This is a genomic window from Glaciimonas sp. CA11.2 (assembly GCF_034314045.1).
In the GTDB taxonomy this organism is placed as follows: domain Bacteria; phylum Pseudomonadota; class Gammaproteobacteria; order Burkholderiales; family Burkholderiaceae_D; genus Glaciimonas.
Genome location: NZ_JAVIWL010000001.1, coordinates 2,700,031 through 2,726,682, shown reverse-complemented (window position 1 = coordinate 2,726,682; position 26,652 = coordinate 2,700,031). Strand labels below are relative to the sequence as shown.

Sequence of the window (26,652 nt, the reverse complement as noted above, 5' to 3'; positions counted from 1 at the left end):
ATCTGTATACAGATCACACATCACGCAGAACGGGGTGGAGATCGACGGCAGCAATAAATAAGAGTTAATTTAACCATCCTTTGATGGGCACCTCAAATTTTAGCTATATCATTCATTTATTCCATAATGCGGTAAATCGATAAACTTTACTATCACGGCGCTAAGCGAACCATGAATTTGACGCTCGAAGCATTGCAGATCATCGATACCATTGACCGCAAAGGAAGCTTTGGCGCCGCCGCCATAGCACTCAATCGGGTGCCGTCAGCGCTCACTTATAGTATCCGCAAGTTAGAAGAAGATCTGGATGTTTTATTGTTTGACCGAACCGGTCATCGCGCCAAACTCACAGTTGCCGGTCTCGAACTATTGACCGAAGGACGTCACTTACTCCAGGCAGCGCAAGAACTGGAGCGGCGCGTAAAACGTACCGCGACTGGCTGGGAGGTTGAACTGCGGATCGTATTGGATAGTATTGTGCCGTTCGAGACACTCATGCCAATGATCGCCGCTTTTGATCGTGAAAATGCAGGAACGCGCTTGCGCATTTTTCATGAGGCCCTTTCCGGTGTGTGGGAAGCCCTGATCAATGATCGCGCCGATCTGGCCATTGCCGCGCCACATGACGGACCCGACTACGTGCGTATGAGCGGAGATTTCCAGACACGCCAATTAGGCCTCACCGACTGGGCCTTCGCGGTTGCGCCGCACCATCCTTTGGCGTGTGCACCGGAACCCTTGACCGCTAATACGATCCAACAGTACAGGGCGGTTGCAGTCGGCGACACGGGACGCGTTTTACCCAGCATTACCTCCGGACTGTTAATCGGCCAAGATATCTTAACCGTACCGACGATGTCGACAAAATTGCAAGCACAACTGAACGGATTGGGATGCGGCCATTTGCCGCGTCGTCTGGCTGCTCCTTATTTTTTATCGGGCGCTTTGATTGAAAAAGAAACACTGGAGGCAAAACCGGGCGTCAAATCGCAAATCGCATGGCGAACGCCGGTCTTAGGAAAATCTCTTAAATGGTTTATTAATCAATTGAGCGATCCTGGAACCGTGCAGAATTTTATTGAGTGGCCTTAGTCAATGCCAAATACAGATCCTTATTTTTTTCTAATTACTTAACAATGCTCAACGCAAGCCCATACATTGGACGTTTCGCTCCCTCCCCGACCGGGCTATTGCATGATGGTTCGCTGGTTGCCGCTATGGCGAGTTATCTCGATGCCAAAGCGCATCAGGGTCAATGGCTGGTGCGGATGGAAAACGTTGATGAAGCACGCACTGCGTCCGGCGCAGCCGATGCGATTTTAAAAGCGTTATCGACACTACAGATGGCTTGGGATGGGCCGGTAGTATTTCAAAGCTGTCGCACAAATTTGTACCAGGCGGCATTTGACAAACTAGGACGACTAGCCTATCCATGCGGCTGTACGCGCCGTGAAATCGTCGACTCACAAATTGGTGTCGCGTCCGATGGTGCCGCAGTTTATCCTGGCACTTGCAGGGAAGGACTGCCAGTTGGCAAGCCGACCCGATCCTATCGATTGCTGGTACCCGATGCCGGTCACCCGGCTGAACTGATCAGGTTTGAGGACAGATGGCAAGGGTTAATGCAACAGCATCTTGCAATAGAGGTCGGCGATTTTGTGCTGAAACGTGCAGATGGATTTTGGACCTACCAACTTGCCGTGGTCGTCGACGATGCAGATCAGGGTGTGACACATGTTGTGCGTGGTGCGGATCTTCTTGATTCCACCGCCCGACAAATTTATTTGCAACGGCAACTGGGATTGACAACACCAAGCTATTTGCATGTGCCGGTTATCACCAACGCCAACGGTGAAAAATTATCCAAACAATACGACGCACAACCGCTGGATTTGAGCCAACCACTTCAAACGCTGGTCAAGGCCGCATGGTTTCTAGGATTGGAAATTGGCCACGTTGCCTCAGTTGAAACATTCTGGGCCGTTGCCATTGCAGCCTGGGCTAGTCAGCGCGTAGAGCGCCGTAACATCAACTAAAACGGTAGCAGATTCGAAGCAAAACGTTCTATGTCTCTCATACTGCGATGGCATTTTTTTAGGCGGTGGCACATAAAAGCCAGTAATTTGCCTGGGCATTTTACTGGCACACTTATTTCACCTTGTGGATAACCTGGCTTAGCGCTTAGGCATTCCGCCTAATAGCGCAGCAAGCTTTCCTTTAGGCTTGACCGGAAGACCTGACTGACTATTTTGCGCGCTCTCAACTGACGAAAGCGTAGGTTCGTACGGTTTCAAGAACCACGGATCAATTTTCTCTTTGCGCGGCAACGATGTATAGGCGCTACGCGTATGCTGGCTGCTACGATCCGAGGATCCTGAACGTGAGTCGGTTCTGCTGTCCGAGCGAGCGTCCGAACGTGAATCTGAACGTGAATCTGAGCGAGCATTGCCACGCGAATCACCGTCATCACGACGCGGCGAGCGCTCACGCTCAACCACGCGTGCCTTCGCCACAAAGCCCACCAACTCAGCACGAACAAACTTGTGCTTGATCATTTTTTCAATATCTACCAACAACCGCTCATCTTTATCAGTACACAGCGAAATGGCATCGCCCGACGCGCCAGCACGACCGGTACGGCCGATACGATGGACGTAATCTTCCGCGTTATAAGGCAAATCGAAGTTAATCACGCATGGTAGCTCAGCGATGTCGAGACCGCGAGCGGCAACATCGGTCGCGACCAACACTTCAATCGCACCTTGCTTGAAAGCTTCCAGCGCTGCCATCCGCTCGTTCTGGCTTTTATCACCATGGATCGCAGAAGCATTAACGCCTTCGCTTTCCAGATGCTTGGCCAGACGTGATGCGCCGATTTTCGTATTCGAAAACACGATGACCTGCTTAAGATTGCGTTCGCGGATAATAAAAGACACCGCGTCCAGCTTTGCCTGATCATCAATCCGATACATCGTTTGTGTGACATTGTCAGCCGTCGCATTACTGCGTGCGACTTCAATGGTGACCGGATTTTTGAGGAAGCTACCTGCGAGTTTTTTGATTTCAGCAGAAAACGTAGCTGAGAACATCAGACTCTGACGCTCTTTCGGGAGCAGATTAATAATCCGTTGCAAGTCGGGCAGAAAGCCCATATCAAGCATGCGGTCAGCCTCGTCCATCACCAAAATTTGCGTTTGCGACAAGCTGATGGTTTTTTGTTGAACGTGATCCAGCAAACGACCCGGCGTTGCAATCACAATTTCGATACCTGAACGCAGTGCCGCAGTTTGTGGGGCCATATCAATACCACCAAACACCACCGTTGCACGCAATGCCGTATGACGGCAATAGGCTTTAACATTTTCGGCAACCTGATCCGCCAGTTCACGGGTTGGCGTCAAAATCAAGGCGCGGACCGGATGCCGTGCTGGTGAGGCGCTGGTGTTGGCGTGCGCCAGCAACAACTGAATAATCGGGAGCGCAAATCCTGCCGTTTTACCGGTGCCGGTTTGGGCCGCGCCCATCACATCCCGACCTTGTAAAACGATCGGAATGGCTTGGGCCTGAATAGGCGTCGGGTTGACATATCCTTGATCGCTCAGCGCCCGCAAGATGTCTGGAGACAACCCAAAATCTGTAAATTTAATGGATGCCTCTAATGCTTCCGCATCGGACGCTATGATAATTTCTTGTTGCTTTTCAGACTGAGTGTCAGGCATAGTAATTGGCGGCCTTTCACGCTATATCATTCATGTATATAGACGTGGCATTAACGAATTTTCATTCGCCTAAAGGCACTATTGCTTTCAAAGAATTCGTGATTTCGTGTCAACTTTTACATCATGTCAAAGGCGCTAACAGCAACGTCCGACTAGTTTCAAGTTGAATCGATAGGGGTGTGTAACTGTCGTACGATCAGCACACTTTTGCATTACAGTCCAGCATTTAGTCCAGCATTATACGCCTAGCCGCCAATTTTCTTCATTTCTGTTCATATCCCTATCTGATCTAACGGCCAGCGCGGTCGCACATTAAATGCATAATCGCGCTGCGCAGCATCCGGACTGATTTGCAAACGCATTGCACCGGCAAAAGCAATCATTGCGCCATTATCGGTACAGAACTCAAGTTCAGGATAAAACACCTTGAAACGCCGCTTCACCGCAGCCGCATTTAACGCGTCGCGCAATTGCAGGTTAGCGCCGACGCCCCCGGCGATTACCAAGCGGTTAAGCCCTGTCTGTTTTAAGGCAGCAATGCATTTGACCACCAGAACTTCCACCAAAGCATCCACAAAAGCGCGCGCGATGTTAGCTTTATCCTGCTCGCAAATATTGATCGTTTGCTTCTTCACCAAGGTCAGTACCGCTGTTTTCAAGCCAGAAAAACTGAAATTCAGATTTTTTGAATGCAACATTGGTCTCGGCAATTGATACGCTGTTGGGTCTCCAAACTCTGCCAGACGCGATATTGCTGGTCCACCGGGATAACCAAGACCCAGCAATTTGGCCGATTTATCAAAAGCTTCGCCCGCAGCGTCATCTAACGTTTCACCAAGCAAAGTGTATTGCCCTACGCCATCCACACGCATCAATTGCGTATGTCCACCCGACACCAATAACGCCACAAACGGAAATTTCGGTGGATTACTCGCCAGCAACGGGGACAAAAGATGCCCTTCCAGATGATGCACGCCCAGCATTGGCTTATCTAAAGCCAGACCGAGACCGCAGGCAACTGACGCACCGACCAACAAAGCACCAGCTAATCCGGGCCCTTGTGTATAAGCGATGGCATCTATATCGTCAAGATGCGTGTTTCCCTCAGTCAATACTTGTTGTAATAACGGGATTGCGCGGCGGATATGATCCCGGGACGCCAATTCTGGTACAACGCCACCGTATTGTTCGTGCATCGCCACTTGTGAATAAAGTGCGTGAGAAAGCAAACCGCGCTGTGTGTCGTATAACGCAATACCGGTTTCATCACAGGATGATTCAACGCCGAGAACAATCATGGTAATAGGTAATTTTTACAATCTCGCATTGTAATGGAATGCGCACGCTGGCTAGATAACTCTCTGCATATGGGCTTAACTATGGAGAAATTTTGTGTTGCAGCAGCATCAAAACACCTTTTTAAACGCTGTGCGTCCTTAATCTTTCCCCAAGCGTTGCATTGCATCACGCAAGAAATGAATATGGCGGGAGAAACGGGTACACGCAGTACAAGTCCACAAATGCACCCTGACGCGAACGCGATGGATGGGTGAAAGCGTTCGATCCTGCGCTTCTGACAAAAGGCTTTGCGTTTCACGGCAAGTAGGAAATAGACGTTGACGGGGCATATTTTATTTATTGGAATAAAGGTCAGTAAAAAAACGCATCAAGTACACATGAAGACAAGAACGCATAAATTGTAGTCGTGGAAACGCCGCGAAAATTACATCTAATTGCAATATCTGTCGATTAAATACATGTACTAATAACAACAAATAACACGTCACACTACAACACCATACTTTATGGCACTACACTATTATCCGATCGCTACGCGGGATGAATACCAAACCAATTAATTTGCAGACATTCGCGCAAGCGCGTACGTGCCCGGTACAACAGCACCCACGCGTTGGCAGTAGTAATATCCAGTTCCTTGCAGATCGCGTCGGTGTCCAACTCCAACCATTCGCGCATCATAAAAATACGCCCTGTTTTGGCTGGCAACTTGTCTATACACAACTGCAAAATATCAAAAAATTCCTTGCGCTCCAGTGTCTGATCTGGATTTCCCCAATCGGGCATTGCTTCAGTTGCGTGATCTCGGCTGTTGAACAATGCATCCACCATATCTGCATCACTGCGATCATCATAAGGATCATCAGTAAGTTGGATCTCGCGCTTGCCACGTCGCAACTGATCAATCAATTTGTGTTTCAGAATACCGATAACATAGGTTTTGAGGGAAGATTGCTGCTGAAATCGATCAGGATGTTCCATCACCGCGACGATGGTTTCCGAGACAGCGTCTTCTGCCAAACTGGTGTTGCGTAACTGAAGTTGCGCAAATCTTAACAACGGTGAGCGCAGAGCCTCTAGATCGCGGGGGTCAATTGCCATGTTTGATCCAAAAAAAGAGTGACTGATAGCACACAGTCATGGCACAAAGACCATGCGAAGACATATAAACGACCTCACGAATGACGCTATGATGTCTACAAATAAGCATTTGTACACACAACGTATTCAAACGCTTGATCGACAACATCGACGAGATTGATCAATTAGAAGCCTGATTTTACCTGACTGTGATGCAACCGATAGCGCCTTGTCATCAAAATTAGTCGACAAATTCATTCGTTTTAATAGTTAATTACTTTGCAATACCGTCAGTCGCCTTACACATTATTTGGGCATTATTCAACCCTTCTTTACTGACATTGTCACATTGCCATATGCAAAACACAACATTACAAGAGCCATTCAAAGCAGCCCGCTTCATCAAGGAAATCGGACGTGGAAAAGACGGTGCGCGCAGCCTTTCTCGCTCGGATGCCTACGATCTCTATACTGCCATGTTGGATGGTCGTGTCTCTGATCTGGAAATGGGCGGTATTTTGCTGGCAATGCGCATCAAGGGCGAATCAGTAGATGAAATTGCCGGTTTTCTCGACGCCGCTGAAGCTTCCTTTCCGACGTTACCGACCGCTCCCGAAACTGAAGGTGTAACCGGATCATCAATTTACGCGCCGGTGGTCATTCCCAGTTACAACGGCGCCCGTCATATGGCCAATCTCACGCCCTTACTGGCGTTATTGCTAGCCCGCGAAGGTATTCCCGTCCTGGTGCATGGCGTACTCACCGACCCGGGAAGAATCACCACAGCAGAAATTTTTACCGCACTTGGACAAACGCACGCCACCAGCATCGATGAAGCAACGCAACGTTTTGCACGGCTTCAACCCGCTTTTATGCCAATCGCCGCCCTAGCACCAAAAATGTCGCGTTTGCTAGAAATGCGCCGTGTTTTGGGTGTACGCAACTCGACACACACGTTAGTAAAAATTATGCAACCATTCAGCGCGCCGGCCTTGCGCCTGACTTCTTACACGCACCCAGAATATCTGGCCATGCTGAGTACCTATTTTAAAACTACCGCAGCAGCAGAACGAGGCGATGTTTTTCTCATGCGTGGTACCGAGGGCGAAACGGTCGCCAATGCAAAAAGGGCACAGCAAATAGAATGGTTTCACCTTGGCACACAAAGCACGTTGGTAGAAAAACAAAACGTTGCTGAAGAAATCCCTGCCCTACCCGTAGAACGCGATGCAAGTGTGACAGCGCTCTGGATAAACGACGCGTTAGATGGTCGAATTGCAATACCAAAACCGATCCTGGAACAGGTCTCGCATTGCAAAGAGGTTTGCAAAATACTTAAACTCAGGCAAACTTCACTACCATTTTTGCCTTAAGTCGCACTACAAGCGTACCAAAATAGTGCAAATATGGAACCAACTCAGATAAAAACTGACAAATCGTTAATGATTTAACGCACGAATATCTTATTCACGAGGGTAAAGTCCAGAAATGTCCTTCCATGATTTCAGGAGCAAGCCAATGCGACGTACTTATTATAATAGATGTAATCAAAAAACCATCACCCCGCTGCTAAGACTTGGTTTTCCTCAGGTATTTCGCATAGTTCAGATTCTTTCAATCTAGATTAAATTCTGCGTTAATTCTGCAGCAATGCAGTTAATCGTTTGTTCTCCATAATCAGCTTCTTGCGCCACACTTTATCGCTAACTTTAAAGATTGCGATTGGCATAAGATCAGCAAAACTAACCTCCGGGAGTATCTATGGATTGGGCTCTTCCGTCCCTTGCCTTAGCAGACCCGATACAGTGGAATGCACTACTGCTATTTGGCAGCTTGCTGTTATTCGGATTGCTGGGCGGCTATATAGCAACAAAAACCCCTTGGGTTCCACGAATTACGGGCTATCTGGTCGTCGGATTTATTCTTGGCGTTGGTGGTCTTAATCTGCTTTCTGGCGATGTACTAAAATTAGCAAATATTTTTGCCGATATTGCAGTTGCACTGGTCGTCTATCAACTTGGCCGTTACGTAGACATTGGCTGGCTGCGGCGCGAAAAATGGCTAACTGCCACAGTCTTATTAAGTTCAGCACTCTGCTTTGGCTTCGTCAGCAGCGCGCTAATCTGGGTCGGCACGTCAAAAGTCGTCGCAATGCTGGGTGGCGTCCTCGCCATCGCCACCGCACCGGCCGTTATTATCGTCGTCTTAAGAGACCTTAAAGCAGAAGGTCAGGTGACACGGCGCCTGGCAGCAATGACCGCACTGAATAATTTTGTCGCCATTCTCGTTGCCTACGCCCTACTGCCAATCATCGCGCATGAAGGCACGCCCTTCTTAACCTTAGCAGCGCACACCGCTTATTCACTCGTTGGATCGTTGCTGCTGGCGTATGCCACCTACCGGCTGATGATTCCGCTGGCACGCTTACTAGGTCGCCAACCAAGTCGTCAGTTCGTACTCGTCATTGCCGTTATCTCGCTGGCGATCGGTGCCGCACATGCCTTACAACTACCTGTATTGCTGACGATGCTCGTCTTCGCGATTATGTCAAAAAACCTCGATCATCAATACGATTTGATGGAGTTGGAATTTGGCATCGCCAACGAGTTATTTATCGTCATGTTATTTGTCTCTATCGGCGCATCGATTCGCCTGACCGATCTATCGATGGTCGGCACATCGGTGATGGTATTAATTGGCGCCCGCTTCCTCGCAATGGCTTGCGGCGTATTCACTTTTGCGCATTTCGCCAGAATGAAATGGAAACAAGCAGGATTGATAACACTCGCAACGTTACCAATGACAGAGGCGGGCCTTGGCTTGATGCAAACTATTTCTTATCTTTATCCGCATACGACTGCGGACGTCCTTCCGCTGCTAGCAGGTTGCCTGATCGTGCTGGAACTATTTGGTCCCATAGCGACACAATTTGCCCTGATCAAATCTGGCGAAAGTGGACGCGAAGGTTAAACCTGAATTCGGCAATTGACCCTGCGTTTTATCTAAAAAATGCACACTCAGACCTATCCAACTACCCAATTCAGGTTACACAATTGTTGGCCGGTATAAGGCCAACGGAGAAAAAACATGGTTGAATCCGACGATCTAAACGCTCCGGCAAACCCGGAAATATTACCATTTACCTCCTCGACCCCATATACGATGGGAATCGAGCTGGAGTTGCAACTTGTCAATCGACGTAATTACAATCTCGCTAGCGACGCGGTAGATTTGCTGACCTGGATTGAGCCACGCGATTTGCAAAAGCAAATCAAACTGGAAGTAACCCAGGGCATGATCGAGCTCAATTCCGACATCCACACCAGCGTAGACTCTTTGATAGAAGAACTAAAAGTACTGCGCGCGGCCCTCAACAAAGGCGCACAGTACCTCAATATCGATGTCTCCGGCGGTGGCGCTCATCCATTTCAACACTGGAACGAACAACGTATTACGCCAAGTGAACGATTTAATCACTTGTATGAAAAATATGGTTATCTCGCCAAATCTTTCACTGTATTCGGTCAACATATTCACATCGGTGTACCGAATGGCGACGATGCCCTCTATTTAACCCATGCCTTCTCGCGATTTGTCCCCCATTTTATTGCCCTCTCTGCCGCCTCCCCATACTATCAAGGCGCAGACACGCAATTCGAATCGTCGCGTAGCAATGTAGTCCGTGCGTTTCCACTATCGGGTACCGCGCCAGTCATGCATCGGTGGACAGAATTTGAACGGTATTACAACGAGTTGCTCCAAATGGGCATCATCGGCAGTATGAAAGATTTTTACTGGGATATCCGACCAAAACCAGAATACGGCACGGTTGAAATTCGCGTTTGCGACACGCCACTCACCATCGAACATGCCGCCCATCTGGGTTGCTATGCACAACTACTAGCGCGCTGGATATTGACCGAGCGACCTTTTGTGATACGTAACGACTTTTATCTTCTCTATGAATTCAACCGCTTTGAAGCCAGTCGCTACGGGCTAAATGGTTCCTACGCGATCCATGGAGAGACATTAGCCACATCTACCAAACAATCTATTCACGCCCATTTGCTGACACATTTAAAAGATCTTGACCGTTACACTCAAAACGAAGCCGAGCGATCATCACTCAAACGTTTAGCCAATATGGCCAATGAGCGCCTTAGCGATGCTGGCTGGTTGCGCAAAACGTTTGCCCAACGCGGCTCATTAAATGACATGATGCGACTGTCCTCAGAATTATGGATGGGTCTAACGCCTCCACCGTACTTTCAATAATCAAAAAATATTGAAAATACGCAACATACACACAACAAAAATACCAAAAAGTAATGGCAAAACAATTCGATGTCGCCGTAATTGGCGCCGGTGCTGCAGGCATGATGTGTGCCGCTGTAGCAGGTCAGCGAGGGAAAAAAGTAGTCCTGATTGACCACGCTCCAAAGTTGGCGGAAAAAATCCGCATTTCTGGTGGTGGTCGCTGCAACTTCACCAACGCCGCTGCCGCACCACAGCATTACCTTTCACAAAATCCACACTTTTGCAAAAGTGCATTATCCCGATATAGCCCGCAGGATTTCATTAACCTGGTAAAACGCTATCGTATTGGCTATCACGAAAAGCATAAGGGACAACTATTTTGCGACGACTCGGCAGAGCAAATTATTGCCATGCTGAAAGCCGAATGTGAACTCGGCAACGTTAGTTGGCGCATGCCTTGCAGTGTTGCCAGTATTGGTAAAGAAGGTGATTTATTTCGGCTCGATACCGGTATCGGAGAAATACTCGCAGCGAATGTCGTCATCGCCACTGGAGGGTTATCAATTCCCAAGATTGGCGCGACTGATTTTGCATATCGTATCGCGCAACAGTTCGGCCTAAAAATGATTCCGCCGCGTCCCGGCCTTGTTCCACTGACATTTGATGCTGCTGGTTGGCAACCGTTTTTGCCACTCGCAGGAATAGCGTTGCCAGTTGAAGTCGAAGCCGGCGACAAAAAATCCCGTGGTTTCTTTAAAGAAGACCTGCTTTTCACGCATCGCGGCTTATCCGGGCCTGCCATTTTACAAATTTCAAGTTTTTGGCAACCGGGGCAACCACTCAACCTGAATTTGTTACCTGAAATTGATATTGCCGAGACCTTGATCGCTGGCAAAACGTCTATCAAGAAGAATTTTAGTAATTTATTTTCCCAATGGCTACCGAATCGTCTGGCCGTAGGGCTTTTAGAGGCCAATGGTATTGATCCGACAGCGCGGATTGCCGACACTCCAGACCGTATGCTGCGCACACTGAGCGACGCCATCAATCGCTGGGAGATCACTCCCAACGGCTCGGAGGGCTACCGTAAAGCTGAAGTCACGCTTGGCGGCGTAGACACGCGCGAATTGTCGCAACAAAGCATGATGGTCAATAAAGTACCCGGACTCCACTTTATTGGCGAGGCGGTAGACGTCACGGGCTGGCTCGGTGGTTATAACTTTCAATGGGCATGGGCTTCGGCAACGGCGGCAGGAATGTCTTTTTAATTTCGGACTGCCCTCCAATTTCAATGTCTATATGGCGAAAAAAATATAGAATAGCGAAAGTTAGTTCTGAATTGCCACTAATTGTGGCGCATTTGCACTTACCTTCGATTAGGGAATATCAGAGCGCTTCCCTTTATTGATTTCCCCTGCTATAATCGCCCTCTTCCCAATTTAACCATGGTTTGAATTTACATGACCACAATTCGTCTTAAAGAAAACGAGCCGTTCGAAGTCGCAATGCGTCGCTTCAAGCGCACCATCGAAAAAACAGGTCTATTGACCGAGTTGCGCGCGCGCGAGTTTTACGAGAAGCCGACAGCTGAACGTAAGCGTAAGCTAGCAGCTGCAGTGAAGCGTCATTACAAACGCATCCGCAGCCAGCAATTGCCGAAAAAGCTGTACTGATTCTTCACCGCGTTTATTGCGGTGGCAAGACAAGAATTACAAACCCGCTCCGGTGTTGTTCCGCAGCGGGTTTTCCCATTTATCAGACTTACTTATTTAGCCTAATTTAACTAGGCTTGTTTTAGACTTGTTAATTAGACTTCTTGCCGGACCGTAGAAAGCCTCGTGAAAACGATGCGCACGGAATCCTGCCTAACGATAGTTTAGTTGCCTGGGTACATGAGGATTGTCACCACTGCCAAGCGCAGCAGGTTCAGAAAAAGTCTATTGATTTCACCTTGGAGAATCACATGGGTCTTAAAGAACAAATTACCGAAGACATGAAGGGCGCAATGCGCGCCAAAGAAGCAGCGAAACTTAACACTATTCGCCTGATCACTGCCGCCATAAAGCAAAAAGAAGTCGATGAACGGATTACCGTTACCGACACACAAGTTCTCGCCATCATTGAAAAAATGATCAAGCAGCGCAAGGACTCGATAACCCAGTTTGAAGCAGGAAATCGTCAGGATTTAGCTGATATAGAAAAAGCGGAGCTCATTATCCTTGTCGCCTATATGCCAGCAGGATTATCCGACGCAGAAATTCACGCCGAAGTTGCCTCAGCCGTTAGCGCCAGCGGTGCTGCCGGACCGCAAGACATGGGTAAAGTGATGGCCATCTTAAAGCCAAAATTAGCCGGTCGCGCTGACCTTACCGCGGTGTCCGCGCTCGTGAAGGTCGCGTTATCTCCCAAAGCTTAATTTTGATCCACACTAGCACTCGACCAAAACTCGACCAACTCGGAAAAGATTAGCCGCAGTGATTCCACAATCCTTTATTCAGGATCTACTTACCCGCGTTGATATTGTCGACGTGGTGGGTCGCTATGTGCAGCTCAAGAAAGGTGGCGCAAACTTCATGGGTTTGTGTCCTTTTCACAACGAAAAATCCCCGAGCTTTACTGTTAGCCCTACCAAACAGTTTTATCACTGCTTTGGCTGTGGCGCACATGGCACGGCGATTGGGTTTCTGATCGAGTATTCCGGCCTTGGATTTGTCGAAGCAGTAAAGGATTTAGCCCAAAATGTCGGCATGGTCGTGCCAGAAAGCGACGACAAGATTCCACCGGCGCAACGTGCGGCTTATCAGGCCCAAAGTCTGGCCTTATCTGAAGCCATGACGATTGCCTGCGACTTCTATCGACAAAATTTGCGCACGGCTCCAAACGCCGTTGCCTATTTAAAAGGCCGTGGATTAACCGGCGAAATTGCTGCCAAGTTTGGATTGGGTTACTCAATAGACAACTGGGATAGCCTGCGCACCGTTTTCCCTGATTACGAAGTCACCGCCCTCGTCGAATCCGGATTGGTTATCGACCGAACCGACGAAGAAGGCAATAACCGCAAACGTTATGATCGCTTTCGTGATCGCATCATGTTTCCAATTCGCAACACCAAAGGTCAGGTCATCGGCTTTGGTGGTCGCGTCATGGGTAACGGAGAGCCGAAATACTTGAATTCGCCGGAAACACCCCTATTTCAGAAGGGTAATGAGTTATACGGCTTATTTGAGGCACGACAAGCCATTCGCGATGCTGGTTATGTATTAGTGACGGAAGGTTATATGGACGTAGTTGCGTTGGCGCAATTAGGTTTTCCGCAAGCAGTGGCCACCCTAGGAACTGCTTGCACGCCTACACATGTCCACAAGCTATTAAGGCAGACCGATCAGGTTATTTTCAGTTTTGATGGAGATGGTGCCGGACGCCGTGCCGCACGGCGGGCGCTCGACGCCTGCTTGCCGCACGCCAGCGACAACAAGATTATTAAGTTCTTATTTTTACCAAAAGAACATGATCCAGACAGCTACGTACGTGAATTAGGTGCTGAAGCGTTTGAGCGACAAATCCATGACGCCATGCCTTTGTCGCAATTCTTACTCAATGAAGTCACCGCTGAAGCGGACTTGACTACTTCTGAGGGGCGTGCGCGTGCGCAGTTTGATGCCAAGCCGCTGCTGCAAATTATGCCGCCCTCTTCCCTCAGATTGCAGATTGTTCGTGGGTTAGCACAGTTAACGCAGTCAACCGCAGCCGAAATCGAATCGTTATTCGAATTGGTAAAACCGATTGCCCGTGCGCGCCAGGCACCACCGCGCGGCAATCGCCCTGCACCGGTAGGAATTGAAAGACAGATAATTCGATTGATGGTGGCGCATCCGTCATTGACATCTGAGTTAGACGAATCGGCATTGGAAGCAGTGGCAAACTTTGCGCCAGACCGTGCAGAAATGTTAGCGCAACTGATTGAAGCCAGCCGCACAATGGGCGCACAAGCAAATTTTGCCTCGCTTGCCGAACATTTACGTGAAGGCGGTGCGGAATTCGAATCCCTGATTGCCGAAATAGCAGCTCAAGCGGAATCTGAAATTGAAACAGCCCGGATGGAATTAACCGACGCCATTCATCAGACCAAAATGAAGACTATTACAGAAGAACTTAATCAATTAGCAGCAACGTGGCAAGGAACAGATGACGAGCGGAAACGTTATCAAGAGTTAACTTTAAAGAAAGAGCATTTGCGTCGCAAAGCCGAAGCCGAACTGGCACAGCGTTAACATGCAGCTTTAAAAACAACATCCGCAAACAGGCGAATGGAACGTTAACCGCGATAAGTCATCAAATTATAGATCATATAGCGATGCTCTTGAATTGGAGAAGTGTCCCTCCATATGTTATAATAGAAGGCTTTGGATTCACTGTCTTAACGTGCAATACATCATGCAATAAGCGCAGACAAAGAATTATAGAGATGGAATGTTTTGAAGTGTTAATAATAAAGTTGAAGATTGGTGCGCAAATACGCAATAGTTAATAATTGGCGATTTATGTAAAGTCAATAATGCGTGTAAGTTAAAAGATTGACTAGGCCTAAGCAAAGTATCACAAAGCATCGCGCAAATTAGTGTAACCAGTTTGGTAAATGATTCCATGGCGAACGCAATGAAGAAACCCGCGAAAACCCAGACAATTTCAACCAAGATAGTGAAGCCGACGGCAAAAAAATCAGCCGCGCATTCTTCAATTGTAAAACCCACCGAAACGACCGCTATCAAGTCGCTTAGTAAAACGGCAGGAAAATCGCCGGGTCAGAAAGTTGCTGGCCCTGATACCAAAAAACTAGCGCCTAAAGTAGCCGTCAAAGCTGCTCCAAAGGCAGTTTCCAAGGCGGCTGCAACGCCCACGAAAAAAAGTGCATCAAGTACTGTTGCGAAGCCAGTATCTGTGAAATCGAAAGCCCCTGTGCCAAACAAGAAACCCTTACTCAAAGTCGTCAAGTCGCCTAAAAACATTGCTGCCGCTGAAGTAGTCGTAGTAGTTGTCCCGAAGGACATGAGCGTAATGATCGGATCGGGCGTCAGTCAGACTACCGATGCCGCGACTCTTGCCGCGATTGACACGTCCAGCTACATTTTACCTTCGGTTAAAGTGCCGGGTCGTCGTGGTCGCAAGCCGAAAGAATTTCAGCCAGAGAACGACGAAATCGCCGCGCTGAATGCGGTCGAGCGCGCCGAACTTAAAGCTGTCGACAAGGCCAAAGCGAAGGATCGGAAAGCCAAAGAAAAAGCGCTCCTGAAAGACGCTTTCTCCTCAGACACTGAAGCCTCTGAAGAAGAACTCGAAGCACGTCGTCAAAAGCTCAAGACGCTGATTAAAATGGGTAAGGAACGTGGCTTCCTGACTTATTCAGAAATCAACGATCATTTGCCTGAAAACATCATTGACCCGGAAGCGATTGAAGGCATCATTGGCACGTTCAGCGACATGGGTATTGCGGTTTCGGAGCACGCTCCAGACGCCGAAACCCTGCTTTTGTCCGATAACGTCGCAACCGTTACCAGCGATGATGAAGCAGAAGCAGCAGCAGAAGCCGCACTTTCAACCGTGGACTCAGACTTCGGTCGTACTACCGACCCGGTCCGCATGTACATGCGGGAAATGGGTTCGGTTGAATTGCTGACGCGCGAAGGCGAAATCGAAATCGCCAAACGTATCGAAGACGGCCTGAAAGATATGATTCAGGCAATTTCGGCGTGCCCAACCACGATCGCGGAAATCATTCTTGCTGCTGACAGAATTTCAAAAGACGAAATAAAGATCGATGAAATCGTTGACGGACTTGTTGACCTGAACGCAACAGACGAAGCGGTCACTACCGCCGCCGCCGTAACTGCTGACGACGAAAACGAAGAAGAAGACGAAGAAGAAGACGAAGAAGAAGCGGAAGAGGAAGAAGCCAACAGCAACTCCGGTGCTGCAGGATTCTCGGCAGAACAACTTGAGCAGTTAAAGCGCGATGCGCTGGCCAAGTTCGAAACCATCTCGACCCAATTCGACAAAATGCGTAAAGCCTTCGAAAAAGATGGCTACAACTCAAAACCATACACCAAAGCGCAAGAGATCATCTCGCACGAGCTTCTTGGGATTCGTTTTACGGCCAAAGTTGTAGAAAAACTGTGCGATACGTTGCGTGGTCAGGTGGATGAAGTTCGCAAGATTGAGCGTCAAATTCTGGACGTCGCAGTCAACAAATGCGACATGCCGCGCCTACACTTCATCAAAGTATTTCCAGGCAACGAAACCAATCTGGACTGGGTTGATGGTGAAGTCAACGGCAATCATCCATACAGCGTTGTATTGAGCCGCAACGTCCCAGCAGTCAAAGAATTACAACAACGCCTGATAGACCTGCAAGCGCGCGTCGTGTTGCCACTGCCGGATCTGCGCGGCATCAACAAAAAGATGGGCGCTGGCGAGAAAAAAGCGCGTATGGCTAAGCGCGAAATGACTGAGGCTAACTTGCGCCTCGTGATTTCGATTGCAAAGAAATATACCAACCGTGGTTTACAGTTTCTGGATCTGATCCAGGAAGGCAACATCGGACTGATGAAGGCCGTCGACAAATTTGAATACCGTCGCGGTTATAAATTCTCGACATATGCAACCTGGTGGATCCGTCAAGCGATCACTCGCTCGATCGCCGACCAGGCACGTACCATCCGAATTCCGGTTCACATGATCGAAACGATCAACAAAATGAACCGTATTTCTCGTCAAATTTTGCAGGAAACCGGCGCTGAGCCAGATCCGGCAACATTAGCGATCAAGATGGAAATGCCAGAGGACAAGATCCGCAAGATCATGAAGATCGCCAAAGAGCCGATTTCGATGGAAACACCGATCGGCGATGACGATGATTCACATCTGGGCGATTTCATCGAAGATAACAATACGCTGGCACCAGCCGACGCTGCATTGCATGCATCAATGCGCGGCGTGGTCAAAGACATTCTCGATTCACTGACACCACGCGAAGCCAAAGTGCTGCGCATGCGTTTCGGCATTGAAATGTCGACAGATCACACGCTAGAAGAAGTCGGCAAACAATTTGACGTTACACGTGAGCGTATCCGTCAAATAGAAGCCAAGGCATTACGCAAACTGCGTCATCCTTCGCGTTCCGACAAGCTGAAGAGCTTCCTCGAAGGCAACTAAAAACATTAAGCGGTTCTTGCATTGATATTCTTGCGTAGCAATCTTCAACAATAGTTGCTATCAAGAGCTAAATTCTTCTACAATGCTGATCCGCTTATAAAACAATAGTGCCAGCGAATACCGGCAGCAATAATAGTTTAAGTAGGAAATCGGCCCCCTAGCTCATGCTTGGTTAGAGCAGCGGACTCATAATCCGTTGGTGCGCAGTTCGACTCTGCGGGGGGCCACCAGAATTAGATAGTAAAATCAAAGGGTTACGAGCTTCGGCTGGTGACCCTTTTTCTTCCCTGCTTGCTTTATCGTTCCATGTAACCGCTGTGTAACCCGATTTAGGAAATGACCACACCTTCACAGATATAGAGCCGCTAACAACGCACAGCCTGGCTTGGCCTAGTCGTTGTTTGATTCATTATGAAATGCTTCATAAATTTCTTTAACTGTGCTTCCGTTGAATGTCCAATATGGGGACGGCTGAATTGGGTAATCTAAGGCTAAATTTAGTAATTTTCTTGTGGGCACTATTAATGAACATACAGCGCCCTCAAAGTTCACTTTCCGTTCACTGGCGACGGTTACTTGCATGGCACCATCCTTTGAAACCAGAACAGAGCCGTCTGGCATACCAAGCGCGTGGAAATTCATGAAGGGACGTTTCGTATTTTTTAGATTTTGCCCGGACTGCTTATCAACAGCGTCCAATTCTTTAGTCAACTGTTGTTCAAATTGAACAGTTATGTCATCGACCTTAAGTAGTTTCAAAACGGCTATCACCCTGTCTGGCTCTATTCTAAAAAACTCTCTGCTCGGATTGATGCGTGTTTTACCAAAAGCGTAATGCAATGCCTTCTCGACCTCGCTCGCGTCTTTAACTTGGCAGGCGAACGCGCACTCAAAAGGAACTGGCACCCAGGTCCCATAGAGCTGCTTCATCCGCTCTTCGACCTCAAACTGAGACGTTTTTCCGATTTTTACCAATCCAACCATTGCAGGATTTGTGAGTACATACACAATTTGATTGCTATTTTCTGCCATAATTTCCGTCTTTTGCCTGTCTCATGTTTTGCCTATAGATTAATCTGTTGCTGAACGCTAATTTAGCGCTATCGCACGTTTCCTTATCTCATCGAGAACAAGTACCATCTCCGTCATGCGAATTGGCAAGAACAATGCCTCGGGCCCTTGCAAGCTGATATCAGTAAACGGAGACTCATACAGCCGTGCCGCATCCATTACTCCGTTTTCCGTCAGATATTGCACAATGAGGTTAATGAACTCCAACTGACTGGCGGTGACAGTAGTACCCACCACGAACTGGCTGAATGCCTGCTTAGCAGTCTCACGGTCTAACCCAACGAGAGAACGAATAAAGATACCAAGCCCCTGGCTTTGTTCTGTTGCCTGTTGAATCAAATCGGCGGAACCACCGGCATCCTCCAGCATGCGTCCCAGCTCTTCAAGGTCGGAAGACGTCAGCGGTTGGTTGCGACGCAGGCGCTGCAAAGACAGGTGACTTTCATGCACCCTCAGAAACTGCCGGGCTTTTTCCTTGAACTTAGCGAAGTTCATACCTGTACTGATACCCGGCAACGTAATCGCTGTATCCTCACCAAATTCATCTCGAAAATCTGTGTATACGATGTTCTTTTTGCCCTTTTCAATCAATTTGACTAAGGTGCGCAATTTCTTACGGGCGTTCTCAAGCATGGCGATGGTGACGTGGAAATATCCCGTTTTTTCCGTTCATCACTCGTTAATTCATCTAACTGTGAATCGAGAACGACCGCTTTAAATGCTTGCTCCACTCTGGCGGCCAACACAGGAGTAAGTTCGTCAAAAGCCTTATGCAAATGTGCTTTAATGTCTGACGTTATGGGAATGCATATTGGAATAGCAAGTAAATTTTCACTCATGCTGCGCTCCTTCAAGCGCCTTCATTAAATGGGGCACCAGTCAGGCCGGTGAAGGTTTCCGGTTTGTCTCCCCGTCGGGATAGACTGGCGCTTTAAACTATTTGCCTAACGTCAGGCGGCGTCAGGCATGCTTATCGTCGGTGCAGGCTGAACATGCATCGGTACAGCCTTAAACCGCTGCTCGGCTTGCCACATGTCATAGGCGCTTTGTTCTGCCAGCCATATGCGGGCATCGCCGCCACGGTCCACTCCAAGCCATGCCTCAATACGCAAGGCCATCTCTGGCGAAATTGCAGCGCGCCCATTGAGCACGCGGGAGAGTGAGACGCGGTTTACGTCGAGTTGTTGCGCGGCCTCAGTCACCGACAAACCCAGCGCCGGTAATACGTCATCGCGTAAAGTTAATCCAGGATGTGGCGGGTTAAACATGCGTGCCATAGTAAATTCTCCTCAGTGATAGTCTTGATAATCGACCAGTACGGCGTCCGTGCCATCAAACTTGAATGTCATGCGCCAGTTTGCGTTGACCTTTACCGAAAAATGGCCCTTAAGGTCGCCTCGTAATGGGTGCAATCCCCAGCCCGGCAAATTCATACCTGACGCATCGGGCAATTCATTCAGACGGCGCAACATGGCGGCTAGTCGCGGGGCGTGCGTCGCTTGAATGCCAGCCATGCTCCCGGTTTCGAAAAAGGCCTTCAAGCCCTTGTGCTGGAATGTCTTAATCATACGCTATTGTAGTGCGTAACGTTACACGCATCAATATCAATCAACCTTTTATCATGCACAAACCTGATTGCTCGGGAACAAAGTCGATTCCAGCCTGCTTTAAAATTATTGCTTCGATAATGAAATGCCATTTACGTAAAAAATCCATTGGTCGAACGATGTAACTTTTCTCTCTGGCGCTCTGGGGTTTGTGGCCTTGAATCTGTGCAGCCACCCCCCGGGGGCTTCGGTCTGTTCAGCAAGGCTAGCAAACGAACGCCGCAAACCATGTAAGGTCAGGCCTTGTAGCCCGGCAGCATCGCACGCCAGCTTATGCGGTAAATGTGGTTTGGCGATGATAGCTACCTCTTTTAATGCGCTTGAGAAAACGTAATCGTTTCGCCTTGGCAATGCCGCTAACAGATGGGCGACAAAAGGAGTTAATGGTATGGTCCGCTCCCCGTCCATTTTGTCTCGGATAACGATAGACTCCCAGCGCCAGTTAATATCCTCCCACCTCATTTCCAGTACTTCACCGGGACGGGCACCGGACCGAAGCAAGGTTTGCAGATAGGCGCTGATGGTTGGGTTGCCCAGTTTTTGGACGGCATCGAACCACCCCTGAAGCTGTGCCGCTTCCAGGTCGTCTCGTTTTGCCTTGGCCTTCCCTAAAGCCTCACCGCTCTTCTTTGTCTTAGCGGGGTTCTGCGGTTGAATTAGGTCGCGGTAGGTCTTGCTTTCGTAGCACCACTGAAAAAATACTTTCAACATACGCCACGCAAGCCGTGCCGAAGTGGGACGGACCTTGCCTTCCAGCTTGGCCCATGCTTCCACTATTTCGGTATCAACATTATTTAATGGCATTGCAGAAAAGTAGTGCAACGGCCCAGCTATCGTTACGCCAAGACCACGGGTTCCCCGCAGCGAAGGCAAGCCACCAGCAGCAATCTTTTTAAGGTGGTCTAGTTAATGACGCTCGCCCCAATGAGGTTTTCGTTCTTGCAGGTAAATATTCCATACCTGTTTAAAAGTAGTTGAGTTTTTGGCTGCTAGTGTAGCGGCGGCTGTTTTTTTGGCTTCCTGAACATCACGGATTACTTGCGCTGCGACCAGCCCGTCAGTTTTCACTTGGCGCGGGTCTTGGCCGTTGTCAATAATGACCTTCAGACGGCGAGATTCGATTTTTGCGGCTTCTATGGTCCAGATGGAAGGCGAGCCGATTGTTATACGCATCGCTTGGCCATTCAACTTGGCTTAAAACATGAATGCTTTTGCACCATTCGCTGTTACTCGCAGGCCCAAACCCGGTGCAGACGTGTCCCAAAGGAAACATTGGCTTTTGCCAGAATCACATTCAAAATCAGCTACCCGACCAGCCGTAAAATTTACCTTTGCCATCCCTCAAACACTCCCATGTAAACCATGTAACCGCCATGTAACCCGATTTGGAGTATATCAAGCAATATCGATTAACAAAAATCAACACTGTAATTTTACTAAGTCATTGATTTATATAAATTGTATTTTTTAGGATTATCAATCAACACCGATAAACACCTTATTTCTCGGACTCATAATCCGTTGGTGCGCAGTTCGACTCTGCGGGGGGCCACCAGAATTAGGCAATGCAATCAGAGGGTTACGGGCTTCGGCTCGTAACCCTTTTTTCTTTCAGCTTTCTTCATCGCCCCATGGCTGGGCCAGTTGATCCAAATACATCCTCCATGCAGCCACCACAGGTTTTAAGCTGTAGAGCGCCAAAATGCCGAAGAAAAAAATCTTATATTAATCATGAAGAGAGATGGCTTTCATGGCGGCTCACACATCCGACTGTAAATTATTCGACAGTTCTTATGGCCTTCCATCGATAGAATCAAGGAATCGAGGATCGATTTTGAGCCGATTTGAAAAGGTTTGCGGTGTGGTTTGTGAATCGGACGGCTGGGCTGACTAAACGCCATGGTCCCGCGCTTTCGCCTGCGACAGACAAGTTGTATCAGACGATCGAAAAAACTGGCCGCGACGATTGCCATAATCGTGGAGGGCTCTTTTTATTGATGCGCTCTACGCATTAAAACTGAGCGAATTTACTTTATCAATCACGTTCGCGATAATGACTCGGCAAAACCCATTCGATATCTAAAAAAAGCAGGAGTCAAAGATTATGCGTATTAAACAAATCATGCCAAAGCTATTCATTCTCGGCACGCTCAGCCTGGCCTTGTGCTCTGGCGCGACCCAAGCCGATGAACTCAATGTCATGAATTCAGGTGGCTTTACCGCTGCTTATAAAGCACTCCAACCTAAATATGAAGCGGCTAGCGGCAACACGCTGACGACCGCGTGGGGGCCATCAATGGGCAAAGCGCCGGAGGCAATCCCCACCCGTCTGGCGCGTGGCGAACCGGCTGACGTCGTGATCATGGTAGGGTATGCATTGGGCGATCTGATCAAACAGGGTAAAGTGATGGCAGATAGCCGCGTTGATCTGGCCGACTCCCGCATTGGCATGGCGGTCAAAGCAGGCAGTGCCAAGCCGGACATTAGCACAGTGGAGAAGTTTAAGTCGGTGTTGATCCATGCAAAATCAATCGCGTATTCCGATAGCGCCAGTGGCGTCTACATTGAGGCCGAACTATTCAAGAAACTGGGTATTGAAAAACAGATCATTCCGAAAGCACACATGATTGAGAAAACCCCGGTCGGTTCATTAGTGGCCAGCGGTGAATACGAACTAGGCTTCCAGCAGGTGAGCGAGATTCTGCCGGTGCAGGGCATCGAATTTGTCGGCAAGATCCCGGAGCAGGTGCAAAGTATCACCACCTTCTCAGCCGGCATTCCAGTCGGTGCCAAACATCCGGAAGCCGCCCGCGCATTGATTCGTTACCTTGCCTCGCCAGAAGCGCGCGCCGATGTCATCAAGAGTGGACTCGATCCAAAGTAATAGCCTCCCACTAGTCTATTATCAGCTCAATGGGCCATAACTGGGTCTGATAATGGCTAGCATGTTGACAGTGGTGATGCACACCGTCTCGCTCCACCTGACAACAATTTATATCCCCACACTCGGCACTACCAAAGAGAGACAGCAGAGATCGAAAGCGATTGCAGAAACAATTCGTTACGACAAAAACAATTTGTATCGTCAGCCGAATAAAGAGCACCAACGTTAATGTCACGTAGCACCCATCAATATTAACGCCAAATACTGCACCTAAATTAGGGGACACATTATGTTTACGCGCAATCGCTCAGGTAAAGCCATCATACTCACTGCACTTGTCACGGTTTTTGCCAGCGCAGCCGGTAGTGTAATGGCTGAGACAACGTGGCAAAAAAATCATCCACGCCGGGAACAGGTCAATAATCGGCTGAACAATCAAAACAATCGTATCAAGACTGAAGTCAAAGATGGTCAGATAACCAAAGGTCAGGCCAGAACCTTGCACAAGGATGACCATGCGATTCGACAAGAAGAACGTGATATGTCCCGGCAAAATGGCGGTCACATCACCAAAGCCGAACAATCAGTGTTGAACCAGCAAGAGAATGGCGTCAGCCGACAAATTGGTAAGTAAATTGTCGTCGTAGTCGATGTCGTATAACAGAAGCAACTTTTGCAGGCAACGGGAATGATTCGGTCGCCTGCATTTGTGCGTCCTTCTCCGAAATTGCCTAGGTATTTACGTAAGTTAAATCTTGCTTTTTATTTAAAAGATTATGCTTATCGGAAATCTCCGCTATCGTTTATAGGTCCCCGAAAAAAGGGGAACGGGTTTGACAGCTCGAACGTACAAAACGCACAAACCGCGCATAGCGGTCTTTTTATGTGTGTAAACCGTTGTTGCACCTTTTATGGGCGGCAGTGGCAGGGAGGCTTCGGCCTGCCGAGGATCTTGTACGTCGGTCTGTCAACCCTGTTATTTGCCCCCCACCCGCCTGACAGCGGGAGCGGTTCAACCGGACAAAGAAAGCAACAATGCTCAACACCATTATTTCCCCGACTCTCCCTCAAATACAATTCATCAAGCGACTTGCCTGCCAAGCGACTTCTAGTCGTGAGGCGCGACCATAACAACATCGTCGCCACCTCCAGAACCCGAAGCATTCCATCACGCATTTTCATGGTTACCAGCGCATCCAAACTAATGAGTCGGCACAATTTTATGCTCTGACGATGGATGTCTGTCATGGCATTCAAACCTGTATTGACGTCACGCAGGTCAGCAACGCGGATCGTGGCACCGACACCATGCCGACACTCGATATAATTGCCACCGAGCGTTTGTTGCGCCTTGCTCTCACGTCATCGCAGATGCTGGCCGACACCGCTGCACGGCATATCAATAGACTTGATAGCCGCTTCAGACAGGGACTGAACTGTCCTCCCATATCTCCGCGACGCCACAATAAACGTGATTTAACTTTACGCAGAAGCGAATGATGAATGATGGCGACGACTCTTTTGGTAGTCGCCACCAACTTCAATTCACTGATTCAATTAACTGCTTCAATTGGTAATCGTTCCGCAGAGATGCATTGCTGGATTTGCCACGCACCGACCATAAAGCCTGGCATCGCATCATAAGGCGGGAATAAAAACTACTGATAGCTTCGTCGGCATCGCGTTTTTTCCTTAGGATGATTTTTACTCACGTTGAAAGCGGACATGCTTTCAAAAAATATTATTAAAAAAATCAAAAAATCAAAAAATCAAAAAACAAATAAAAAAATAGATAAAAAAATTGAATGAATTTCTTGGCTGGAACAAGAAAAAATCAAATAGAAAAGTCTGCGTGACGTGAAGTTGGCGCAAAAAACTAAACGATAATTTACCATCAATCCAACCAGCAAAAGCTTTTCGGTTGATAGCGCATTGTTGCTCAACTTATGCACATAAGTTTTCAATGTCGGGTCATACTAAAGCACATTAAAAAATCTCATAACAGATTTCGAGAATGCGAAAATAACACATTAAAAAAGAAACCCTGTAAGTACCTGCCCTAAAAAAATAATCGCGAAAAAGAAAGAGGTCATCACATGGATGGATAAATAAAAAAATGTCTGTAGCACGCAAACTAAAGCATAAAAATAAAATATAAAAAATAAGTCCCGGAGACCAACATGCATGTAATAAAAAAGATTACCAGTATCGCCCTGATAGCGGGCGCGGCTGGATTATCACCCGCCCTCTTTGCAGCCGAACCGATCAAGATTGGCGTTATCAATCCCTTTAGCGGTCCACTCGCTTTGTACGGCGTTGAGATGACACGCGGTTATGAACTAGCGGTGGATCAGGTTAATGCGAGTGGCGGATTGCTTGGCCGCAAAGTGGCATTGGTGCGTGGCGATGCCGCCAATCCGCAGCAAGGGATTGCCGCTGTCGAGCAGCTAGTGACCAACGATAACGTTGATATGTTTTCTGGCACTTACATTAGCGCGGTCTCCAACGCAGCAAGCGATGCGGCAAGTCGCTATAACAAGCTCTATTGGGATACCGGTGCGGTGGCGCAAAATCTGACAGAACGCGGCTTGCCGAACTTTATACGTTCCGGCACTTACGCACTCAGCTTCGCTGCTGGCACTGTCGATACGGTGAAGGATTTGATCGCGCCTGCATTGAAAAAAAATGTCAAAGATCTGAAGGTATGGATCGAACATGAGGATTCGATTTACGGAACGTCAATTGCAATCTCACAGAAGCGCATGCTGGAGGCGTTAGGCGCAAAAATTGTGGGCGTGGGCGCGCATGCGTCCCGTTCGATTGATATGAACGATACGATCCTGCGTGCCAAACAGGCCAATCCTGATGTGTTCATCGAAACTGGCTATGTCCCGGATGGCAATCTGCTACTACGCACGGCGCGTGATCAAGGATTCAAGCCCGCTGCGATGCTATACGTCGGAACGGGTGATACTGCCGAAACGCTGGCGTCTTTGGGCGGCACTTCATTGGAAGGCTTGTTGGTGGTTGGATGGCCGCGCAACGATGTCATTGAAAGCTTTGGCCCCGGTGCTAAAGCATTTCTCACCGCCTATCGCGCCAAGTTTAAAAGTGATCCCATCGCACCCCAAAGTATGGCAGGCTATGTTGGCCTTCAAATGTTGTTCGACACAATTAAAGCAGCGAACAGCATTGATCTCGAAAAAGTCCGTCTTGCCGCTGCAAATATGGATAAACCGCTAGGAAGCTATGCAACCGGCTTCGGCATCAAATTCGACAAAAATTTCCAAAATATGCGAGCCTCTCCCACCACCGGACAATGGCAGTCGGGCAAGATGGTGACAGTCTTCCCAGAAAAGGCTGTAGCGCCTGGCGTTGTTCTTCAGAATCTGGCAAGAAATTGATAATAGAATGATGAATCGGGGGGCCGTTGCACGATGCGAGCGGCACCTCGTATTGATTCGAACGCGTTTTACAACACGTGGGTATTTATTTTTCAATACGTTGGCGTTTACTTTATGTAACG

At 48.4% G+C, this 26,652-nt stretch carries 26 protein-coding genes and 1 tRNA gene; 16 read left to right on the top strand and 11 right to left on the bottom strand.

The window, feature by feature from the left end:
• The first annotated feature begins 171 nt into the window (after positions 1-171).
• Positions 172-1,092, top strand: coding sequence for a LysR family transcriptional regulator (locus tag RGU75_RS11825; protein ID WP_322236135.1), 921 nt, complete (start codon positions 172-174; stop codon positions 1,090-1,092).
• 44 nt (positions 1,093-1,136) lie between these two features.
• Positions 1,137-2,036 carry a tRNA glutamyl-Q(34) synthetase GluQRS gene (gene gluQRS / locus RGU75_RS11820; RefSeq protein WP_322236134.1) on the top strand — a complete coding sequence of 300 codons (900 nt, stop codon included), beginning with the start codon at positions 1,137-1,139 and terminating at the stop codon, positions 2,034-2,036.
• Positions 2,037-2,174: 138 nt separating this feature from the next.
• On the opposite strand, the gene RGU75_RS11815 is transcribed toward gluQRS, so the two are convergent.
• The 4 genes from RGU75_RS11815 to RGU75_RS11800 all read right to left on the bottom strand — a co-directional run bounded on the left by RGU75_RS11815 (position 2,175) and on the right by RGU75_RS11800 (position 6,119).
• Positions 2,175-3,719: a DEAD/DEAH box helicase gene (locus RGU75_RS11815; protein WP_322236133.1), complete on the bottom strand. Its 1,545-nt coding sequence runs from the start codon at positions 3,717-3,719 to the stop codon at positions 2,175-2,177.
• A gap of 272 nt (positions 3,720-3,991) precedes the next feature.
• Positions 3,992-5,017: a tRNA (adenosine(37)-N6)-threonylcarbamoyltransferase complex transferase subunit TsaD gene (gene tsaD / locus RGU75_RS11810; protein ID WP_322236132.1), complete on the bottom strand. Its 1,026-nt coding sequence runs from the start codon at positions 5,015-5,017 to the stop codon at positions 3,992-3,994.
• Positions 5,018-5,155: 138 nt separating this feature from the next.
• Positions 5,156-5,347, bottom strand: a complete 192-nt coding sequence (locus RGU75_RS11805) for a zf-HC2 domain-containing protein (protein WP_322236131.1) — start codon at positions 5,345-5,347, stop codon at positions 5,156-5,158.
• A gap of 202 nt (positions 5,348-5,549) precedes the next feature.
• On the bottom strand, positions 5,550-6,119 hold the full coding sequence (locus tag RGU75_RS11800; protein WP_322236130.1) for a sigma-70 family RNA polymerase sigma factor: 570 nt from the start codon (positions 6,117-6,119) through the stop codon (positions 5,550-5,552).
• A 335-nt stretch (positions 6,120-6,454) separates the two neighbouring features.
• Between RGU75_RS11800 and ybiB the strand changes: the two genes are divergently transcribed.
• The 9 genes from ybiB (at position 6,455) to RGU75_RS11755 (ending at position 17,794) form a co-directional block, all read left to right on the top strand.
• A complete protein-coding gene (gene ybiB / locus RGU75_RS11795; RefSeq protein ID WP_322236129.1) occupies positions 6,455-7,471 on the top strand; it encodes a DNA-binding protein YbiB in 1,017 nt (338 codons plus the stop codon).
• A 388-nt stretch (positions 7,472-7,859) separates the two neighbouring features.
• On the top strand, positions 7,860-9,068 hold the full coding sequence (locus RGU75_RS11790; protein ID WP_322236128.1) for a cation:proton antiporter: 1,209 nt from the start codon (positions 7,860-7,862) through the stop codon (positions 9,066-9,068).
• Between the two features lie 117 nt (positions 9,069-9,185).
• Positions 9,186-10,373, top strand: coding sequence for a YbdK family carboxylate-amine ligase (locus tag RGU75_RS11785; protein ID WP_322236127.1), 1,188 nt, complete (start codon positions 9,186-9,188; stop codon positions 10,371-10,373).
• Positions 10,374-10,426: 53 nt separating this feature from the next.
• On the top strand, positions 10,427-11,623 hold the full coding sequence (locus RGU75_RS11780; RefSeq protein ID WP_322236126.1) for an NAD(P)/FAD-dependent oxidoreductase: 1,197 nt from the start codon (positions 10,427-10,429) through the stop codon (positions 11,621-11,623).
• A gap of 192 nt (positions 11,624-11,815) precedes the next feature.
• Complete coding sequence (rpsU, locus tag RGU75_RS11775; RefSeq protein ID WP_005665410.1) at positions 11,816-12,028, top strand: 30S ribosomal protein S21; 213 nt, start codon at positions 11,816-11,818, stop codon at positions 12,026-12,028.
• Positions 12,029-12,318: 290 nt separating this feature from the next.
• The gene (locus tag RGU75_RS11770; protein ID WP_322236085.1) at positions 12,319-12,771 is read left to right on the top strand and encodes a GatB/YqeY domain-containing protein; all 453 of its coding nucleotides are present in this window, start codon (positions 12,319-12,321) and stop codon (positions 12,769-12,771) included.
• A 58-nt stretch (positions 12,772-12,829) separates the two neighbouring features.
• Positions 12,830-14,626 (top strand): DNA primase, encoded by a 1,797-nt coding sequence (gene dnaG, locus RGU75_RS11765; RefSeq protein ID WP_322236083.1) that lies wholly within the window; start codon positions 12,830-12,832, stop codon positions 14,624-14,626.
• A gap of 373 nt (positions 14,627-14,999) precedes the next feature.
• A complete protein-coding gene (gene rpoD / locus RGU75_RS11760; RefSeq protein WP_416186810.1) occupies positions 15,000-17,564 on the top strand; it encodes an RNA polymerase sigma factor RpoD in 2,565 nt (854 codons plus the stop codon).
• Positions 17,565-17,715: 151 nt separating this feature from the next.
• Positions 17,716-17,794 (top strand) — tRNA-Ile (locus tag RGU75_RS11755).
• Positions 17,795-17,954: 160 nt separating this feature from the next.
• On the opposite strand, the gene RGU75_RS11750 is transcribed toward RGU75_RS11755, so the two are convergent.
• From RGU75_RS11750 to RGU75_RS11720, 7 genes are all read right to left on the bottom strand, one after another.
• Entirely contained in the window at positions 17,955-18,596 is a 642-nt protein-coding gene (locus tag RGU75_RS11750) for a GIY-YIG nuclease family protein (RefSeq protein ID WP_322236079.1), read from the bottom strand.
• 57 nt (positions 18,597-18,653) lie between these two features.
• The gene (locus RGU75_RS11745) at positions 18,654-19,268 is read right to left on the bottom strand and encodes a type I restriction-modification enzyme R subunit C-terminal domain-containing protein (RefSeq protein WP_322236077.1); all 615 of its coding nucleotides are present in this window, start codon (positions 19,266-19,268) and stop codon (positions 18,654-18,656) included.
• Positions 19,232-19,474, bottom strand: a complete 243-nt coding sequence (locus RGU75_RS11740; RefSeq protein WP_322236075.1) for a hypothetical protein — start codon at positions 19,472-19,474, stop codon at positions 19,232-19,234. Before RGU75_RS11740 ends, RGU75_RS11745 begins: the two co-directional genes overlap by 37 nt.
• A 111-nt stretch (positions 19,475-19,585) precedes the next feature.
• The gene (locus RGU75_RS11735; RefSeq protein WP_322236073.1) at positions 19,586-19,912 is read right to left on the bottom strand and encodes a HigA family addiction module antitoxin; all 327 of its coding nucleotides are present in this window, start codon (positions 19,910-19,912) and stop codon (positions 19,586-19,588) included.
• A gap of 12 nt (positions 19,913-19,924) precedes the next feature.
• Positions 19,925-20,203, bottom strand: coding sequence for a type II toxin-antitoxin system RelE/ParE family toxin (locus RGU75_RS11730; protein ID WP_322236071.1), 279 nt, complete (start codon positions 20,201-20,203; stop codon positions 19,925-19,927).
• A gap of 105 nt (positions 20,204-20,308) precedes the next feature.
• Positions 20,309-21,115: a tyrosine-type recombinase/integrase gene (locus RGU75_RS11725; protein ID WP_322236069.1), complete on the bottom strand. Its 807-nt coding sequence runs from the start codon at positions 21,113-21,115 to the stop codon at positions 20,309-20,311.
• Between the two features lie 33 nt (positions 21,116-21,148).
• On the bottom strand, positions 21,149-21,415 hold the full coding sequence (locus tag RGU75_RS11720) for a hypothetical protein (protein ID WP_322236067.1): 267 nt from the start codon (positions 21,413-21,415) through the stop codon (positions 21,149-21,151).
• A 949-nt stretch (positions 21,416-22,364) separates the two neighbouring features.
• On the opposite strand from RGU75_RS11720, the gene RGU75_RS11715 reads away from it, so the two are divergent.
• The 5 genes from RGU75_RS11715 (at position 22,365) to RGU75_RS11695 (ending at position 26,530) form a co-directional block, all read left to right on the top strand.
• Positions 22,365-23,126, top strand: a complete 762-nt coding sequence (locus tag RGU75_RS11715) for a substrate-binding domain-containing protein (protein ID WP_322240471.1) — start codon at positions 22,365-22,367, stop codon at positions 23,124-23,126.
• Positions 23,127-23,178: 52 nt separating this feature from the next.
• A complete protein-coding gene (locus RGU75_RS11710) occupies positions 23,179-23,355 on the top strand; it encodes a hypothetical protein (RefSeq protein ID WP_322236065.1) in 177 nt (58 codons plus the stop codon).
• Positions 23,356-23,415: 60 nt separating this feature from the next.
• Positions 23,416-23,760 carry a hypothetical protein gene (locus tag RGU75_RS11705; RefSeq protein WP_322236063.1) on the top strand — a complete coding sequence of 115 codons (345 nt, stop codon included), beginning with the start codon at positions 23,416-23,418 and terminating at the stop codon, positions 23,758-23,760.
• A gap of 599 nt (positions 23,761-24,359) precedes the next feature.
• Entirely contained in the window at positions 24,360-24,626 is a 267-nt protein-coding gene (locus RGU75_RS11700; protein WP_322236061.1) for a hypothetical protein, read from the top strand.
• 680 nt (positions 24,627-25,306) lie between these two features.
• Positions 25,307-26,530 (top strand): ABC transporter substrate-binding protein, encoded by a 1,224-nt coding sequence (locus RGU75_RS11695; RefSeq protein ID WP_322236059.1) that lies wholly within the window; start codon positions 25,307-25,309, stop codon positions 26,528-26,530.
• Positions 26,531-26,652: the final 122 nt, after the last annotated feature.